Annotated in this window: 11 protein-coding genes and 3 pseudogenes; 13 read left to right on the plus strand and 1 reads right to left on the minus strand. The window is 68.1% G+C overall.

What is annotated here, in order from left to right; all coding sequences use genetic code 11:
• Positions 1 to 829: 829 nt before the first annotated feature.
• Together AU188_RS10935 and AU188_RS25745 are read left to right on the plus strand one after the other, a co-directional pair.
• Positions 830 to 1054 (plus strand): annotated as a pseudogene (locus AU188_RS10935) (transglycosylase family protein); the annotation flags it as partial.
• Between the two features lie 324 nt (positions 1055 to 1378).
• A pseudogene (locus AU188_RS25745) lies at positions 1379 to 1609 on the plus strand (transglycosylase family protein); the annotation flags it as partial.
• A 174-nt stretch (positions 1610 to 1783) separates the two neighbouring features.
• Here AU188_RS25745 and AU188_RS10945 read toward each other — a convergent pair.
• Complete coding sequence (locus AU188_RS10945) at positions 1784 to 2950, minus strand: FAD-dependent oxidoreductase (protein WP_059163704.1); 1167 nt, start codon at positions 2948 to 2950, stop codon at positions 1784 to 1786.
• Positions 2951 to 3024: 74 nt separating this feature from the next.
• Between AU188_RS10945 and AU188_RS10950 the strand changes: the two are divergent.
• The 11 genes and pseudogenes from AU188_RS10950 (at position 3025) to rpmA (ending at position 17082) form a co-directional block, all read left to right on the plus strand.
• A pseudogene (locus tag AU188_RS10950) lies at positions 3025 to 5054 on the plus strand (S9 family peptidase).
• Positions 5055 to 5284: 230 nt separating this feature from the next.
• On the plus strand, positions 5285 to 6211 hold the full coding sequence (locus AU188_RS10955; protein ID WP_059163705.1) for a hypothetical protein: 927 nt from the start codon (positions 5285 to 5287) through the stop codon (positions 6209 to 6211).
• Positions 6212 to 6306: 95 nt separating this feature from the next.
• Entirely contained in the window at positions 6307 to 7563 is a 1257-nt protein-coding gene (locus AU188_RS10960; protein WP_059163706.1) for a saccharopine dehydrogenase family protein, read from the plus strand.
• A 103-nt stretch (positions 7564 to 7666) separates the two neighbouring features.
• Positions 7667 to 8284: a DUF937 domain-containing protein gene (locus tag AU188_RS10965; RefSeq protein WP_059163707.1), complete on the plus strand. Its 618-nt coding sequence runs from the start codon at positions 7667 to 7669 to the stop codon at positions 8282 to 8284.
• A gap of 52 nt (positions 8285 to 8336) precedes the next feature.
• Complete coding sequence (locus AU188_RS10970; RefSeq protein ID WP_216636177.1) at positions 8337 to 11015, plus strand: valine--tRNA ligase; 2679 nt, start codon at positions 8337 to 8339, stop codon at positions 11013 to 11015.
• Positions 11012 to 12433, plus strand: coding sequence for a bifunctional tetrahydrofolate synthase/dihydrofolate synthase (gene folC, locus AU188_RS10975; RefSeq protein WP_059163708.1), 1422 nt, complete (start codon positions 11012 to 11014; stop codon positions 12431 to 12433). The genes AU188_RS10970 and folC overlap by 4 nt, the downstream gene beginning before the upstream one ends.
• Positions 12434 to 12516: 83 nt before the next feature.
• On the plus strand, positions 12517 to 12858 hold the full coding sequence (locus tag AU188_RS10980) for a DUF4233 domain-containing protein (protein WP_082686592.1): 342 nt from the start codon (positions 12517 to 12519) through the stop codon (positions 12856 to 12858).
• Positions 12859 to 12882: 24 nt separating this feature from the next.
• A complete protein-coding gene (gene ndk, locus AU188_RS10985; RefSeq protein WP_156426632.1) occupies positions 12883 to 13302 on the plus strand; it encodes a nucleoside-diphosphate kinase in 420 nt (139 codons plus the stop codon).
• Between the two features lie 305 nt (positions 13303 to 13607).
• On the plus strand, positions 13608 to 16307 hold the full coding sequence (gene rne / locus AU188_RS10990; protein WP_059163711.1) for a ribonuclease E: 2700 nt from the start codon (positions 13608 to 13610) through the stop codon (positions 16305 to 16307).
• Between the two features lie 192 nt (positions 16308 to 16499).
• Positions 16500 to 16811 (plus strand): 50S ribosomal protein L21, encoded by a 312-nt coding sequence (gene rplU / locus AU188_RS10995; RefSeq protein WP_059163712.1) that lies wholly within the window; start codon positions 16500 to 16502, stop codon positions 16809 to 16811.
• 13 nt (positions 16812 to 16824) lie between these two features.
• The gene (gene rpmA / locus AU188_RS11000) at positions 16825 to 17082 is read left to right on the plus strand and encodes a 50S ribosomal protein L27 (RefSeq protein ID WP_059102385.1); all 258 of its coding nucleotides are present in this window, start codon (positions 16825 to 16827) and stop codon (positions 17080 to 17082) included.
• Positions 17083 to 17136 lie beyond the last annotated feature (54 nt).

Below are 17136 nucleotides of genomic sequence, written 5' to 3' on the forward strand. Positions count from 1 at the left end.
TCCACATATGGCGCCGTGGCGAACAGGTGCACCGCACCGAGGCGGTACCCTCGCGCGTATGTAAGCGAAAAGCTAAGCGGCACAGCCTAATCAGGAACGACCCGAACGGATGCGCGACATCTAGCGACTGGGTGGTTGCAAACGAGCGGCATCGAGAGCACATGGAGTACATGGCTTTTCGGTGACCTCGGCGCTGGGCCGGCCAGCGAACCGGTCCGCCAACACCGCCATTCAACAGCAGGTCAGCACGATTTGTGCGTTCGCACTGAGCGTTTCGGCTACTCCAGCACCGTCGTGAAGGTGGTCCAGCTCACAATTAACCCGTGAGATGGCTCACGCGCAGTTGCAGTGAGCGGTGCTCGGCAGCGTCGGCAAAGCCCTGTATGACCTGGGATAACGAAAAGTTGGCGTCGTCGTGATCAGTCCGTGATCTGCCCGCGACACGATCGCCGCCAATATGACTTTCGCCGGATCGGTTTGTACGGTCCCAAACGGCTCTACCCGGAGCAAATAATTTCAAAACCACGAACCTGCGTGTGAGTGGGGCTGTCGGAGGCGTCGTGACCTCCAGCAGCCGCCGGCGCTGAGGCCCGGCGAGGCTCTTCTGGCCTCCCACTGTCGCACCTGACCGAGACGGTGCGGCCCAACTCCCTGCCTGGCTGCCAGGCATGTCCACCCGTGCGCTTTGCGCGGGTGTGTTGGTGCGCGCGTGGCGAAAGGATTGACGTTGAAGAACATCCGCAAGACATTTGGCCTGGCGACCTTTGCCGGTGCGCTCGCGTTGGCGCCGATGGCTCTGGCCACGGGCACTGCCAATGCGGACAGCGGTGTGGACTGGGACGCCATCGCGGCGTGCGAGTCGGGTGGCAATTGGTCCATCAACACCGGTAATGGCTACTACGGCGGCCTGCAGTTCACCATGGGGACCTGGCGGGCCAACGGCGGCAGCGGCTCTCCTCACAACGCGAGCCGTGAGGAGCAGATTCGCGTCGCCGAGAACGTGCTGCAGTCGCAGGGGATCGGCGCTTGGCCGTCCTGCGGCGGCAACGGCTGACCAGCCGATCGTCGACAAGAACAGGCGGTGCCGGGACCTCCCGGCACCGCCTCTTCTTTCTCAGAGGGCTCTTACACCAGATAAGTAACGATTAAAACTTTCGACCCTTCCGTAACACGTGACGTTCATCACCCGACAGACCGGATGACCGCAGCGGAGATCGAGGGGTTCTCAGATGCGGGCCTTGTGTCAAACGGTCGGGGAAGGACCGCAGTGATGAACATTCGTACCGCAGCAATCAAGGGCCTGTGGGCCACCGCGATCTCGGGTGCCCTCGCGGTCGTGCCGATGGCGCTGTCAGAGGCTTCTCTGGCCACCGCCGGCGCGGATTCGGTGAACTGGGACGCGATCGCCCAGTGCGAATCCGGCGGGAACTGGGCGATCAACACCGGTAACGGTCACTACGGCGGCCTGCAGTTCAAGCAGGCGACGTGGAATGCCAACGGTGGCGTCGGCAACCCGGCGCGCGCGTCGCGGGCCGAGCAGATCCGCGTCGCGGAGAACGTCCTGCGGACCCAGGGGCTCAAGGCGTGGCCCAAGTGCGGCCCTCGCGGCGCGACACCCGCGGTCTGGACCGGCCCGTCGGCGCCGACCGCACGGACCACGCCGGCCGCGTCGACCGGCTGCGCGTCGATGCCGTCCAGTGGCCTGTTCGGGTTCGTCAACCCGCGTCAGATGTGCTCGGCGCTGCTCAACCCGATCGGCGCGTTCGCCCGCTGAACCGGGGGGTCAGGCCCCAGCCAGATCGCGGTCGGTCGGCAGCGTGAACGCCGACCGCGCCGCCACGGCGGCCAGATGCCGGGCCACCAGCGCCTCGGGTCCCAGCACCGTCGCGCGGGCGGCCAGCTCGCTGAACAACGGCGGCAGGTTCATCACACGGCCGATGAATCGCGACTCGCGCACCAGCGACCGGACCCGCGGACGGCGGAACGCCACGAACCGTGCGAATGCCGACGCGGTGTCGTCGTCGCCGTCGAGGAACCTCGCGAGGATCGCGGCGTCCTCCAGGCCTTGGCAGCCGCCCTGTCCGAGATGCGGCCGCATGGGATGCGCGGCGTCACCGACCGCCACGATCGGACCCCGTGCCCACTGTCGTGCCTCGTCGCGGTCATACAGGTCATTGCGCAACACGGCGGCGGGCTCCGTGGTGGCCAGAATCTCGGGGATCGGCTGAGCCCAGGAGGCGAACCGCTCCCGAAGATGAGCCAACTCACCCTGTGGCGCGGTGTGTCCCTCGGGCAGACGTTCGGTGGCGAACCAGTACGTGTTCTGCGCGCCGAGGGGCACGTGACCGAACTCGACCGCGGCGCCGAGCGTCTCGCCGGCGAGGTCGGGGTCGATCCGGCACTGTGCCACGCCGCGCCACGCCGTGTAGCCGATGTACCTGTTGTGCAGAGGGCCGTTGAGGTGGCGGGCCACCATCGAATGGGTCCCGTCCGCCCCGACGACCGCGTCGGCCTCCAGCACCGTGTTGTCCGCCAGGGTCACCCGGACCCCGGCGGCGGTCACCGCCAGCGCGTCCGCAGCCAGTCCGGCGCGCAGCGTGCCCTCGGTCAGCGCGGCCGCGAGGATCGAGGTCAACGCCGACCGCCGGATCACCACCAGCGGCTCGCCGAGCGCTGTGACGATGCGGGCCGGCGCGGGCCGTCGCAGCCAGGTGCCGTCCCGCCAGCGCGCTGCGCCCGCGGTCACGCTGCCACCGGCCTCACGCACCGGGTCGCCGAGGCCGAGGTCGTCGAGTGCCGCCAACGCATTCGGCCAGATGCTGATCCCGGCACCCGACGACGTGTCGGTGCGCTCCTCGATCAACGTGACGTCGTGCCCGCGCTGTTGCAGCGCGACGGCGGTCGCCAGTCCGGCGATGCCCGCCCCGATCACCACGATTCGCTTCGGCATTCGTCGAACGTAACCTGTGCCGCGGTCGTGGCCGCTGCGACGACTGCCCCCAGCCGGTGTGCTACGAACGGTGAATGACCGCGACGACCGTCGGCGCCACGGCCTCCCCGTTCTCCACCCCCTTCGACGACCTCGACGAGTACGTCGGCCTGCCGCGGGTGTCGGGGCTGGCGCTCTCACCCGACGGGTCTCGGCTCGTGACCACCGTCGCGGAACTCAACGACAAGAGAACCGAATACGTAAGCGCCGTATGGGAGATCGACCCGGCGGGTGTGCAACCGGCGCGCCGGTTGACGCGCGGGACCAAGGGCGAATCGGCGCCGGCCTTCACCGCCGACGGCGATCTGCTGTTCGTCGCCGTGCGCCCGACGGCCGACGACGACAAGCCGCCTGCCGCACTGTGGCGGCTACCGGCCGCCGGCGGCGAGGCGGTGGAGGCGCTGTCGCTGCCCGGTGGTGTCGAGGCGGTGCGCCCCGCCCGTGAGGCCGACGTCGCCGTGGTGCGGTCACCGCTGATGCCCTCCGCGCGTACCGTCGGCGACGACCGCCGGTTGCGGGATCTACGCAAGGACAACAAGATCACCGCGATCCTGCACACCGGTTATCCGATCCGGCACTGGGACTCCGATCTCGGGCCGGCAGAACCGCACCTGCTCGGCGTCGAGCTGGCCGGCGACCCCGCGGGTGATCACGTGCGCGATCTGACCGCCGCCCCGGGTGGCGCGCTGCGGGACTCGGACTTCGACGTCAGTTCCGACGGCCGCTTCCTGGTCACGACGTGGCAGCGGCCGGCGCCGGGAGCGTCTCGGCACTCGGTGCTCGTGCGTATCGACCTGGACAGTGGTGAGCGCACTGTGCTGGTGGACGAGCCCGACGCAGACGCGTGGCGCCCTGCGGTGTCACCGGACGGTTCGACGGTCGTCTATCTTCGCGAGACGTTTTCCACACCCGAGACAGCACCGCGAATCACGTTGGGCTGCCTGCGCTTCGGCGGTGAACCCGGCGTGCTCGCGGCCGATTGGGACCGGTGGCCGGCGTCGGTGACATGGTCGCGTGATGGCTCGACGGTGATCGTGACCGCCGATCAGGACGGGCGCTCGCCGGTGTTTCGCGTCGACGTCGCCGACGGTGCGGTGACGCAGCTGACGTTCGACGACTATTGCTACTCCGACGTGGTGACCGCGCCGGATGGCGTGCTGTTCGCGTTGCGAAGCTCCTACGCCGCGCCGCCGCACCCCGTGCGTATCGATCCCGACGGTGCGGTCACCGAACTGCCCTGCGTGACGTTGCCGTCGCTGCCGGGCACGCTGAGCGAGCTCGAGGCGACGGCCGACGACGGCACCCGGCTGCGCTCGTGGCTGGTGCTGCCCCCGGCGACGGCAAGGCGCCGTTGCTGCTGTGGATTCACGGCGGCCCGCTGAGCAGCTGGAACGCGTGGTCATGGCGATGGAACCCGTGGCTGCTCGCCGCTCGGGGATACGCGGTGCTGCTGCCCGATCCCGGGCTGTCCACCGGGTACGGCCAGCGGTTCATCCAACGCGGCTGGGGAGCATGGGGCGGCGCCCCGTTCGACGACCTGATGGCGGCGACCGACGCGGCGTGCGCGCATCCGCGCATCGACGCCGACCGCACGGCGGCGATGGGCGGATCCTTCGGCGGCTACATGGCCAACTGGGTGGCCGGTCACACCGACAGGTTCGACGCGATCGTCACCCACGCCAGCCTCTGGGCGCTGGATCAGTTCGGCGCCACCACCGACTCGTCGTACTACTGGCTGCGCGAGATGACCCGGGAGATGGCGCAGAAGAACTCGCCGCACCACCATGTCGCAGAAATTCGCACGCCGATGCTGGTAATCCACGGCGACAAGGACTATCGCGTACCGATCGGTGAAGCGCTGCGGCTGTGGTACGAGTTGCTGACCCACTCCGCGCTGCCGGCCGACGACGACGGCGACAGCCCGCACCGATTCCTGTACTTCCCGTCGGAGAACCACTGGGTGCTCAGCCCGCAACACGCCAAGATCTGGTATCAGGTGGTGACCGGGTTCCTGGCCCGCCATGTGCTGGGTGAGGACGTTGAGGTGCCCGAGACACTCGGATAGCCCGTCTTCGAGGTTCGTTTTCTGTCCAGCCCGAAGATCGTGGTTGGCAACGAGTTGCGGCTGTCCGCGCGTCAATATTGTGCTTGCGCAACGGGTTCGACCTGCAAAGATGACACTTCGGGCCGATCTGTGCACTGTAGCGGTACGCCGTCGTTCCACTACGTCGTTACCGAGCAGCACCGCAAACGTAGGGCCCACAACGGAATTGGTTGCCGTTACGGTCGGGCGCCATGACGAAACACAACCCCAACAACTGTGACCGGAGCCCGCACGAATCGACCACTCGCCCGGCACCGTATGGCCGGTATGCCGGCCGACTGGGGGCGTTCGCAATCGCGATGGGCGTCGGGGCCGCCGTCGCCGCGACGCCATGGGTGGCATCCGCCGAACCCTCGGACACCGGTTCGGCCAAGGGACCTGATGTCAGCGTCTCGACCAATGGCGAAACACGAGTGCAGAAAGGCACTGCGACCGCCACATCCGACGGGACGGGATCGGTGGCGATCGCACACGGCGACGACAGCTCCGCCACCGCGGTCGGCGGAAACCGCAACAGGGCAATTGTCAACGGCGACAACAGCTCCGCAAGCACATCCAGGGATGGCGTCAGTTACGGCGACGGCAACACCGCACGCGTCGTCGGTGACGACAGTAGCGCTCTGGCCGGTCTGGGTGATGGCAACACCGCGACGGTGAACGGCGATAGGGGAGTGGCCCAGGCTGGCTTGGGTGACGGCAACACCGCGACCGTGGTCGGCGACGACGGATTGGCCGTGGCCGGTGAAGGCGACGGAAACACCACCACGGTGATCGGCGATGGCAGCGCCGCCGGCGCCGGTGAAGGTGACAACAACACCGCCACCGTCAAGGGTGATGGAAGCAGTGCCGGCGTCGGCGATGGTGACAACAACACCGTCGCCGTCCACGGAGATGGCAGCACGGCCGGGGCCGGCGAAGGTGACAACAACACCGCCATCACCCGCGGTGATGGCAGTGCGTCCGGGGCGGGCGAGGGCGACAACAACACCTCGACGGTGAATGGTGACGGCAGCGTGGCCAGCTCCGGCGAGGGCGACAACAACACCGCGACCGTCAACGGCGATGGCCTCACCGCCGTTGCGACCGAGGGGGATGGCATCACCGTCGAGGCTCCGTGAGGCGCCTTGGCCGAGGAACCTGTATCGGCCGGCGGCCCCGCTGATGTCGGGGCCGCTGGTCGCTCCCGTTCCCGCGTGTCGGTAGCGTCGCGCACATGAGCACATCGGAGCGGGAATTCGACATCGTCCTCTACGGCGCAACGGGCTATGTCGGAAAGCTGACCGCTCAGTATTTGGCGAAGGCGGGTGCGAACGCGCGTATCGCGCTGGCCGGCCGGTCACCCGAAAAGCTGCTCGCGGTGCGCGGGACACTGGGCGAATCCGCACAATCCTGGGAGCTGATCGCGGCCGACGCGTCGCAGCCCTCGACCTTGAGCGCGATGGCGGCACGGACGCAGGTGGTGGTGACGACCGTCGGCCCCTACGCGAAGTATGGGCTGCCGCTGGTGGGCGCGTGCGCGGCCGCGGGCACCGACTACGCCGACCTGACCGGAGAGGCGAACTTCATTCGCGACAGCATCCGCCTGTACCACGAACAGGCGATCGACACCGGCGCCCGGATCGTGCACTCGTGTGGATTCGACTCCGTCCCTTCGGATCTCAGCGTGTTCGCATTGTATCGGCAGGCGGAAAAGGACAATGCCGGCGAGCTGACCGACACCAATTTCGTCGTGCGGGAGTTCGTCGGCGGCGTCTCGGGCGGCACCCTGGCGTCGATAATCGAAGTGATGCGCGTTGCCTCGACCGACCCCGAGGTGCGGCGGGCGTTGGACGATCCGTACACCCTGACACCCAATCGAAGTGCCGAACCTGAACTCGGTGCACAGCCCGACGTGCGGTGGCGGCGTGGCCGCGAGGTCGCGCCCGAGCTCGACGGATACTGGCTCGGCCCGTTCATCATGGCGCCGGTGAACACTCGGATCGTCAGACGCAGCAACGCTTTACTGGACTACGCGTACGGACGCCGGCTGGAGTACGGCGAGCAGCAGAGCGTGGGTCGCTCGGTGCTCGCGCCGGTGGCCGCGGCGCTGGCCGCCGGTGGCAACGCCGCAACGCTGGCGCTGGGCAACCGGTTCTTCGACAAGGTGCCGAACAAACTCGTCGAACGCATCTTGCCGAAGCCGGGCACGGGGCCCAGCGAACAATCCCGCGAACAGGGCCACTACACCGTCGAGACGTACACCACCACGACCGCCGGCGCACGCTACCGGGCCACCATGTCGCAACAGGGCGACCCGGCATACAAGTCGACTTCGGTCATGCTGGGCGAGAGCGGGCTGGCCCTCGCGCTCGACAGGGATCGCCTTTCGGATCTGCGCGGGGTACTGACCCCGGCGTCGGCGATGGGCGACGCATTGTTGGCTCGATTCCCTGGGGCCGGAGTGATATTCGAGACCACCCGGCTCAACTGATCGGGACGACCCGAACCGCTGTCAATCATGATCCACTGCATTAGTGTCGTCACCGCGGTTGTGCAATTCCCGGCGACATCCCAGCAACGAAGGTGGACATGCAATGGCTGGACTCGACGAACTGTTCGCTCAAATTCCGGTGCAGGACATCGCGAAGAAGGTCGGCGCCGACGAAGGCGAAGTGAACAACGCGATTCGCACGCTGGTACCGGCGCTCGTCGGCGGTGTGGCGGAGAACGTCCAAGCCAACGAGATCGACTCCGGCGACCTCGAGTCAGCTGTTGCTCAGGAGGGCAGCAGCGACCTGCTTGACGGCGGGGTCAACGTCGACGCGGTCGACGCCAGCCGGGGCGACCAGTACGTCGCGAAGATCTTCGGCGGCAACGACAGCAATGCGGTCGCGTCGGCGCTGGCCGGCGGCGGCGCAGGCAACAGCGACCTGATGCAGAAGCTGCTGCCGATCCTGGCCCCGATCGTGCTTGCCTACATCGGTAAGAAACTGTCCGGCGGTTCCACCCCGGCCCAGTCTCAGACGCAGGAACCCGCGGGCGGCGGCCTGGCCGACGTGCTCGGCAGCATCCTCGGTGGCGCCGGCGGAGCGGGCGGCGGGAACAATCCGCTCGGCAGCATTCTGGGCAGCGTGCTCGGCGGTGGCGGCGGCAAGGGTGGTGGTGGTGGACTCGGCGACATCCTCGGCGGGTTACTGAGCGGCAAGAGGTAGGCAGTTCACACCGCGTGAGCTCGACCTCGCGCCGCCTCCCTAGAATTGCGGGGTGACCGCCAGCGCTCGTTCCGATTCCGGCACCTCGCCGGTGACCGCGCTGCCCAAGTCCTGGAACCCGGGCGAGGTGGAGAGCGACATCTACGAGGGCTGGGTCAGGGCCGGCTACTTTACCGCCGACGCGGCCAGCAGCAAGCCCGCCTACTCCATCGTGCTGCCCCCGCCGAACGTGACCGGCAATCTGCACATGGGGCACGCGCTGGACCACACGCTGATGGACGCGCTGACCCGGCGCAAGCGGATGCAGGGCTACGAGGTGCTGTGGCTGCCGGGCATGGACCACGCCGGCATCGCCACCCAGACGGTGGTGGAGAAGCAACTCGCCGTCGACGGCAAGACCAAGGAGGATTTCGGCCGCGAGCTGTTCGTCGACAAGGTCTGGGACTGGAAGCGGGAATCCGGCGGCACGATCGGCGCGCAGATGCGCCGCCTCGGCGACGGCGTCGACTGGAGCCGCGACCGGTTCACCATGGACGATGGTCTGTCGCGCGCGGTGCGCACCATCTTCAAGCGCCTCTACGACGCCGGCCTCATCTACCAGGCTGAGCGACTGGTCAACTGGTCGCCGGTGCTTCAGACCGCGATCTCCGACCTCGAGGTCAAATACGAAGACATCGAGGGCGAGCTGGTGTCGTTCCGCTACGGCTCTCTCGACGACGACGAACCGCACATCGTGGTCGCCACCACCCGCGTCGAGACGATGCTGGGTGACACCGCCATCGCTGTGCACCCCGACGACGAGCGCTACCGCGACCTGGTCGGCAAGACGTTGCCACACCCGTTCATCGACCGCGAGATCGCGATCGTCGCCGACGAGCACGTCGACCCCGAATTCGGCACCGGCGCCGTCAAGGTCACCCCCGCGCACGACCCGAACGACTTCGAGATCGGCCTGCGGCATGCGCTGCCGATGCCGTCGATCATGGACACCAAGGGCCGAATCACCGGCACCGGAACGGATTTCGACGGCCAGGACCGCTTCGAGGCGCGCGTCAAGGTGCGCGAAGCGCTGGCGCGTGAGGGCCGCATTGTCGCCGAGAAGAGGCCGTACGTGCACAGCGTCGGGCACTCCGAGCGCAGTGGTGAGCCGATCGAGCCCCGGCTGTCGCTGCAGTGGTGGGTCAAGGTCGAAGCGCTGGCCAAGGCGGCGGGCGACGCAGTTCGCAACGGCGACACCGTGATCCACCCGCCCAGCCTCGAACCGCGCTGGTTCGCGTGGGTCGACAACATGCACGACTGGTGCATCTCCCGGCAGTTGTGGTGGGGCCACCGCATCCCGATCTGGCACGGACCCAACGGCGAGACGGTGTGCGTCGGCCCGGACGAGACACCGCCGCAGGGCTGGGAACAGGACCCCGACGTGCTCGACACCTGGTTCAGCTCGGCGCTGTGGCCGTTCTCCACGATGGGGTGGCCCGAGCACACGGCCGACCTCGCCAAGTTCTATCCGACCACCGTCCTGGTGACCGGCTACGACATCCTGTTCTTCTGGGTGGCGCGGATGATGATGTTCGGAACATTCGTTTCCGACGATCCGGCGATCACGCTGAACGGTCAGCGTGGCCCGCAGGTCCCGTTCCAGAACGTCTTCCTGCACGGCCTGATCCGCGACGAGCATGGCCGCAAGATGAGCAAATCGCGCGGCAACGGCATCGACCCTCTGGACTGGGTGGAGCTCTTCGGCGCCGACGCGTTGCGGTTCACCTTGGCGCGGGGCGCCAGCCCCGGCGGCGACCTCTCCATCGGCGAGGACCACGCCCGCGCATCGCGCAACTTCGCCACCAAGCTGTTCAACGCGACCCGGTTCGCTCTGATGAACGGCGCCGCGCCCGCACCCTTGCCGGACGCCCGCGAACTCACCGACGCCGACCGGTGGATCCTCGGCCGGATGGAACAGGTTCGCACCGAAGTGGATTCGGCGTTCGACGCCTACGAGTTCAACCGCGCATGCGAGTCGCTCTACCACTTCGCCTGGGACGAGTTCTGCGACTGGTACGTGGAGCTGGCCAAGGTGCAGCTGGCTTCCCAGCAAGAAAGCAGTGTCGACCATACGACCGCGGTGCTGGCGGCCGTGCTCGACACCCTGCTCAAACTGCTGCATCCGGTGATGCCGTTCGTCACCGAGGTGCTGTGGAAGACCCTGACCGGCGGTGAGTCGCTGGTCATCGCCGACTGGCCGAAACCTTCCGGTTTCGAGCTGGATTCAGTTGCCGGGCAACGGATCGACGATATGCAGAAGCTGATCACCGAGGTGCGTCGCTTCCGCAGCGACCAGGGCCTGGGCGACCGGCAGAAGGTGCCGGCGCGGTTGTCCGACATCGCCGGCGCGGATCTGCGGGCGCAGGTGCCCGCGGTCCGGTCGCTTGCCTGGCTGACCGCTGATGGTGATGGTTTCCACCCGACCGCCGCGATCGAGGTGCGGCTGTCCCGGGGCACCGTGACCGTCGAGGTGGACACGTCGGGAACGGTGGACCTGGCCGCCGAGCGGCGTCGGCTCGAGAAGGATTTGGCGGCCGCGCAGAAGGAATTGGCCAGCACCACAGGCAAACTCGGCAACGAGGCGTTCCTCGCCAAGGCGCCCGCCGACGTCGTCGAGAAGATCCGCGGCCGTCAGCAGCTGGCGCGAGAAGAGGTCGACCGCATCACGGCTCGGCTGGCCGGCCTCGCATGACCGAGCCGGTTCCGACGCCGGACGAGATCGCAGCGCTTCTCCAGGTCGAGCACCTGCTCGACCAGCGCTGGCCCGAAACCAAACTCGAGCCCAGCACGACGCGCATCTCGGCGCTGCTGGAACTGCTCGGCTCGCCGCAGCGCGGCTACCCGTCCATCCACATCGCGGGCACCAACGGCAAGACCTCGGTGGCACGGATGGTCGACGCCCTGCTGACCGCGCTGCACCGCCGCACCGGCCGGACCACCAGCCCGCACCTGCAGTCCGCCGTCGAACGCATCTCGATCGACGGCAAGCCGATCACCCCGGCGCTGTACGTGCAGACCTACCGCGAGATCGAACCGTTCGTGCAACTGGTCGATCAACAGTCCGAAGCTGGGCTTCTCGGAGGGGAAGGCCCGCCATTGAGCAAGTTCGAAGTGGTGACCGCGATGGCGTTCGCCGCGTTCGCCGACGCGCCGATCGACGTCGCCGTCGTCGAGGTCGGCCTCGGTGGGCGCTGGGACGCCACCAACGTCGTCAACGCGCCCGTCGCGGTCATCACCCCGATCGGGGTGGACCATGCCGAATACCTCGGCGACACCATCGCCGAGATCGCCGCGGAGAAGGCCGGAATCATCACCAAGCAGGACGACGACCTCGTTCCGACCGACACTGTCGCGGTGATCGGGCGTCAGGCGCCTGAAGCGATGGAGGTGCTGCTGGCCCAGGCGGTGCGCGCAGACGCGGCCGTCGCACGCGAGGACTCCGAGTTCGCGGTGCTGGGCAGGCAGGTCGCTGTCGGCGGACAGCTGCTCGAAATGCAAGGGCTCGGCGGCCGCTACTCCGACGTCTTCCTGCCGCTGCACGGCGAACACCAGGCGCACAACGCGGTCCTGGCGCTGGCGGCCGTCGAGGCGTTCTTCGGCGCCGGCGCACAACGCCAACTCGACGTCGACGCGGTGCGGGCGGGCTTCGCCGCGGTGACCAGTCCGGGGCGGCTGGAGCGGATGCGCAGCGCACCAACGGTTTTCATCGATGCCGCCCATAACCCGGCGGGCGCCGCGGCGCTGGCGCAGGCGCTTCAGCAGGAGTTCGACTTCCGCTTCCTCGTCGGCGTCGTTTCGGTGATGGGCGACAAGGACGTCGACGGCATCCTGGCCGCGCTGGAGCCGGTGTTCGACCAGATCGTCATCACCCACAACGGATCTCCGCGCGCGCTCGACGTCGAGGCGCTGGCGTTGCGGGCCGAGGAGAGGTTCGGGCCCGAACGGGTGGTCACCGCCGCCACGCTGCCCGACGCGATCGAGACCGCCACCGCGATCGTCGAGGAATCCAGTGACGAGGGCGAGCTGTTCGGCGGCGCCGGGATGGTGATCACCGGTTCGGTGGTCACCGCCGGAGCGGCGCGCACGCTGTTCGGAAAGGACCCGCAGTGACCGAACCTGCGCCGCAGCAGCAACCCGATCCGAACGCCGCCGGCTCCGCGGCTCCGGACCCGTGGCGAAGCTTCCGGGGCGTGATGGCGGGCACGCTGATTCTGGAAGCCATCGTGGTGCTGCTGGCACTGCCGGTGGTCGGACGGGTCGGCGGCGGCCTGACCGCGGTCAGCGGCGGCTACCTGGTCGGGCTGGCGGTGGTGTTGGTGTTGCTGGCCGGTGTGCAGGGCAGGCCGTGGGCGATCTGGGTGAACCTGTTCATGCAGGTGGTGCTGATCGCCGGCGTGGTCGTGCACGGCGCGATCGGCTTCATCGGCGTGGTCTTCCTGGTGGTCTGGCTCGTGATCGCGTATCTGCGCGCCGAGGTGTTGCGCAGGCAGAAGCGTGGCCTCCTGCCGGGACAGCAGCAGCGTCCTCCCGAGTAGTGTTCGGCGGTTATTCTGTCGGCCGTGACTGAGCCGACTGAGCGGACCCTCGTGTTGATCAAGCCCGACGGCGTCAAGCGACGCCTCGTCGGGGAGATTCTGGGCCGAATCGAACGCAAGGGCCTGTCCATCGCGGCGCTGCAGCTCGTGACCGTCAGCGACGACCTTGCCCGCCGGCATTACGCCGAGCACGAGGGCAAGCCGTTCTTCGGGTCGCTGCTCGACTTCATCACCTCCGGCCCCGTCGTGGCGGCGATCGTCGAGGGGCCGCGCGCGATCGCGGCGTTCCGGCAGATCGCCGGCGGAACCGATCCGGTGGAGAAGGCCACGCCGGGCACCATCCGCGGTGATCTGGCCCTGATCACCCAGGACAACCTGGTGCACGGCTCGGATTCGGCGGAGTCGGCGGTCCGCGAGATCGACCTCTGGTTCCCCGGCACGTAACGAGACGGGGCCCAGCTCGCCCAGCCTGGTCAGGCGGGTTGGCGTGATGTGGGATACTTGGCTCGGGTAGCCGGCCATCAACCGGGGCCGGACGCCCGAATGAAGACTTAGACGTGCGCGACCATCGCCACGCGTGATGCGGCGCCGACCGTCCAGCCATCATTCAGACCGGCACCGGGATGGTTCACCAGTGGACCGCCCGGAGCGAGACCACAACAAGCCCGGGCGAAGTTACCCGGGTCAATAGCGGAAGCCCTCGCGTGGCCGCGTCGAACGAGACGCGCCCGGGGGCTTAAGGAGACTACGTGGCCGAAGATGCCCCAACCGAAGACCTTTCAGAAGACACGCGACACGCGGAGGACACCCAGCCGGAGGAGTCGGCGACCGAAACCGCCGACGCGGCCGGGCCGCCTTCCGACGGTGACCAGCCCGACTCCCGACTGAGCTCGGAAGATTCCGCGGCGAGCCCCCAGGAGCACGCCGACTACCTTCCGCTGTTCGTGGCGCCGCAACCCGTCCGGTTCGACTACGACGCTGACACCGCCGACGACGATGACGAGGACGACGACAGCGACGACGGCCAGGACACCGACGATGACCAGTCCGAACGGCCATCCGGGCGGCGCCGCCGCCGAGGCCGGCGCGGACGGGGCCGCGGCCGGGGTGAGCAGAACGGCGACGACGCCGACTCCGACGGCGACAACGACCAGGGCGGCGAGCAGGACAGCGACGACTCGGACGACTCCGATGACGAGTCCGGCGACGACGAGAACGCCGGCGCCGACGGAGCCACCCGGCGCCGCCGTCGTCGCCGTCGCCGTAAATCGGGCTCAGGAGACGACAGCGACGGAGGCACGTCGCCCGACGACCCGCCCAACACCGTCGTCCACGAGCGGGAGCCGCGGAAGTCCGCGAGAGCCGACAAGTCCGCCCAAGGCGGCGACGGCGAGATCCAGGGCATCAGCGGATCGACCCGGCTGGAGGCCAAGCGCCAGCGCAGGCGCGACGGCCGCGATGCCGGCAGGCGCCGCCCGCCGATCCTGAGCGAAGCCGAGTTCCTGGCCCGGCGCGAGGCCGTCGAGCGGATGATGGTGGTCCGCGACAAGGTCCGCACCGAACCACCTCACGAAGGCGCCCGCTACACCCAGATCGCCGTGCTCGAGGACGGCGTCGTCGTTGAGCACTTCGTCACTTCGGCGGCCTCGGCCAGCCTGGTCGGCAACATCTACCTCGGCATCGTGCAGAATGTGCTGCCGTCGATGGAGGCGGCGTTCGTCGACATCGGCCGCGGTCGCAACGGTGTGCTGTACGCCGGCGAGGTGAACTGGGAGGCCGCGGGCCTCGGCGGGCAGAACCGCAAGATCGAGCAGGCCCTCAAGCCGGGCGACTACGTCGTCGTGCAGGTCAGCAAGGACCCGGTCGGGCACAAGGGCGCCCGGTTGACGACGCAGGTGTCACTGGCCGGCCGCTATCTGGTCTACGTGCCGGGAGCCTCGTCGACCGGTATCAGCCGCAAGCTGCCCGACACCGAGCGTCAGCGGCTCAAGGAGATTCTGCGGGAGGTCGTGCCGCCCGACGCCGGGGTGATCATCCGCACCGCGTCGGAGGGTGTGAAGGAAGAAGACATCCGCAACGACGTCGAGCGCCTCGCCAAGCGGTGGGCGGAGATCGAGGCCAAGGCCGCCGAGATCACCGCGAAGAAGGCCGGCGCGGCGGTCGCGCTCTATGAAGAGCCCGACGTGCTGGTCAAGGTGATCCGCGACCTGTTCAACGAGGACTTCACCGGCCTGACAGTGTCCGGCGACGAGGCCTGGAACACCATCAACGAATACGTGAATTCCGTTGCACCTGAACTGCTTCCGCGCCTGACGAAGTACGAGCCCGCGTCCCCCGACGGTCCCGACGTGTTCGCGGTGCACCGCATCGACGAGCAGCTGACCAAGGCGATGGACCGCAAGGTGTGGCTGCCGTCGGGCGGCACGCTGGTCATCGACCGCACGGAGGCGATGACCGTCATCGACGTCAACACCGGCAAGTTCACCGGCTCCGGCGGCAACCTCGAGCAGACCGTCACTCGCAACAACCTCGAGGCGGCCGAGGAGATCGTGCGCCAACTGCGGTTGCGCGACATCGGCGGCATCGTCGTCATCGACTTCATCGACATGGTGCTCGAGTCGAACCGCGACCTGGTGCTGCGCAGGCTGACCGAAGCGCTGGCACGGGATCGCACCCGACACCAGGTCTCCGAGGTGACTTCACTGGGCCTCGTGCAGTTGACGCGCAAGCGGCTCGGCACCGGTCTGGTGGAGGCGTTCTCCACCTCGTGCACCCACTGCGGCGGGCGGGGGATCGTGCTGCACGGCGACCCCGTCGACTCGATGTCGAGCGCCGGACGCAAGTCCGACAGCGGTGGCGGTCGGCGAGGTAAGCGGGGTAAGCGCGGCGGGAAGTCCGACGACGTCGCGGTCGCCAAGGTGCCGCCGCATCCCGCAGGCGAACACCCGATGTTCAAGGCGATGGCGGCCGCCAACGGTCGTCACGACGACGACGAGGACGAGACCGAGGAGCAGAAGCCCGCCGAGGAGGTCGCTGAGGCCGATTCGGAGGCCATCCGCGCCGCGGTGACCGAGACCGTCGACGAGGACGAGGACGAGGATTACGACGACTCGGACGAGGACTCCGACGACGATTCGGACGACGATTCGGACGAGGACTCCGACGACGACGAGATCGATCTGGACTCCGACGACGATGAGGACGACATCGACGACGACATCGAGGTCATCGACGAAGACTCCGACGACTCGGACGACGACTCGGACGACGACTCGGACGACGACTCGGACGACGACTCGGACGACGACGACGAGGATGACGACGATTCGGACGACGACTCGCAGGGGTACGGCGCGAACGGGGGCCCGTCGGCGGTAAAGGTCTCCGGTGGGCGGCATCGGCGCCGGGCGGCCGCTCGGCCCGCGGGCCCGCCGGCCCACGAGGGTTGACCGGTGGCGTTCGCCGCCCACGACGCGTGACCTGCGGTGATTTGACCCTCGTGCGGCGACTCAAGTAGCCTTGAGCAGTTGTCGCCAGGCTCTGGACCAAGTGGAGTCGGTGACACTCCGAGATCCGGAAACCCAGACATGCGCAGCCGCAAGTCGCGCGCGCCCAGTGAACGACGTAGGAGTAGCAGCACGATGGCCACGTACGCAATCGTCAAGACCGGCGGCAAGCAGTACAAGGTCGCCGTCGGCGACGTGGTGAAGGTCGAGAAGCTCGATACCGAGCCCGGCTCCAACGTCTCGCTGCCCGTCGCGCTGGTCGTCGACGGGGCGAAGGTCACCGCGGACGCCAAGGCGCTGGAGAAGGTCGCCGTCACCGGCGAGGTGCTCGAGCACACCAAGGGCCCGAAGATCCGCATCCACAAGTTCAAGAACAAGACCGGCTATCACAAGCGGCAGGGACACCGTCAGCAGCTGACGGTCCTCAAGGTCACCGGGATCAAGTAGGAGCGACGACGACATGGCACACAAGAAGGGCGCTTCCAGCTCGCGTAACGGTCGCGACTCCGCCGCACAGCGGCTCGGCGTCAAGCGGTTCGGCGGCCAGATCGTCAAGGCCGGCGAGATCATCGTGCGCCAGCGGGGTACTCATTTCCATCCCGGCACCAACGTCGGGCGTGGCGGTGACGACACGCTGTTCGCCACTGCTCCCGGCGCTGTCACCTTCGGCAGCAAGCGCGGCCGCAAGACGGTCAGCGTTCTCCGACCAGAGGCTTAAGCTCGCGAAGGTAACGCTGCGGCGGTCTCGCGAGCTGACGGTCCGCCATGGCGT

This window comes from Mycobacterium sp. IS-3022 (assembly GCF_001500065.1).
In the GTDB taxonomy this organism is placed as follows: domain Bacteria; phylum Actinomycetota; class Actinomycetes; order Mycobacteriales; family Mycobacteriaceae; genus Mycobacterium.

Bases quoted from the DNA above. Each gene is read 5' to 3' on its own strand.
- AU188_RS10955 (WP_059163705.1), top strand. From the start codon at position 5,285: ATGACGAAACACAACCCCAACAACTGTGACCGGAGCCCGCACGAATCG.
- folC (WP_059163708.1), top strand. From the start codon at position 11,012: ATGACCGAGCCGGTTCCGACGCCGGACGAGATCGCAGCGCTTCTCCAG.
- rplU (WP_059163712.1), top strand. From the start codon at position 16,500: ATGGCCACGTACGCAATCGTCAAGACCGGCGGCAAGCAGTACAAGGTC.
- rpmA (WP_059102385.1), top strand. From the start codon at position 16,825: ATGGCACACAAGAAGGGCGCTTCCAGCTCGCGTAACGGTCGCGACTCC.
- AU188_RS10945 (WP_059163704.1), bottom strand. From the start codon at position 2,950: ATGCCGAAGCGAATCGTGGTGATCGGGGCGGGCATCGCCGGACTGGCG.
- AU188_RS10980 (WP_082686592.1), top strand. From the start codon at position 12,517: ATGGCGGGCACGCTGATTCTGGAAGCCATCGTGGTGCTGCTGGCACTG.
- AU188_RS10960 (WP_059163706.1), top strand. From the start codon at position 6,307: ATGAGCACATCGGAGCGGGAATTCGACATCGTCCTCTACGGCGCAACG.
- AU188_RS10965 (WP_059163707.1), top strand. From the start codon at position 7,667: ATGGCTGGACTCGACGAACTGTTCGCTCAAATTCCGGTGCAGGACATC.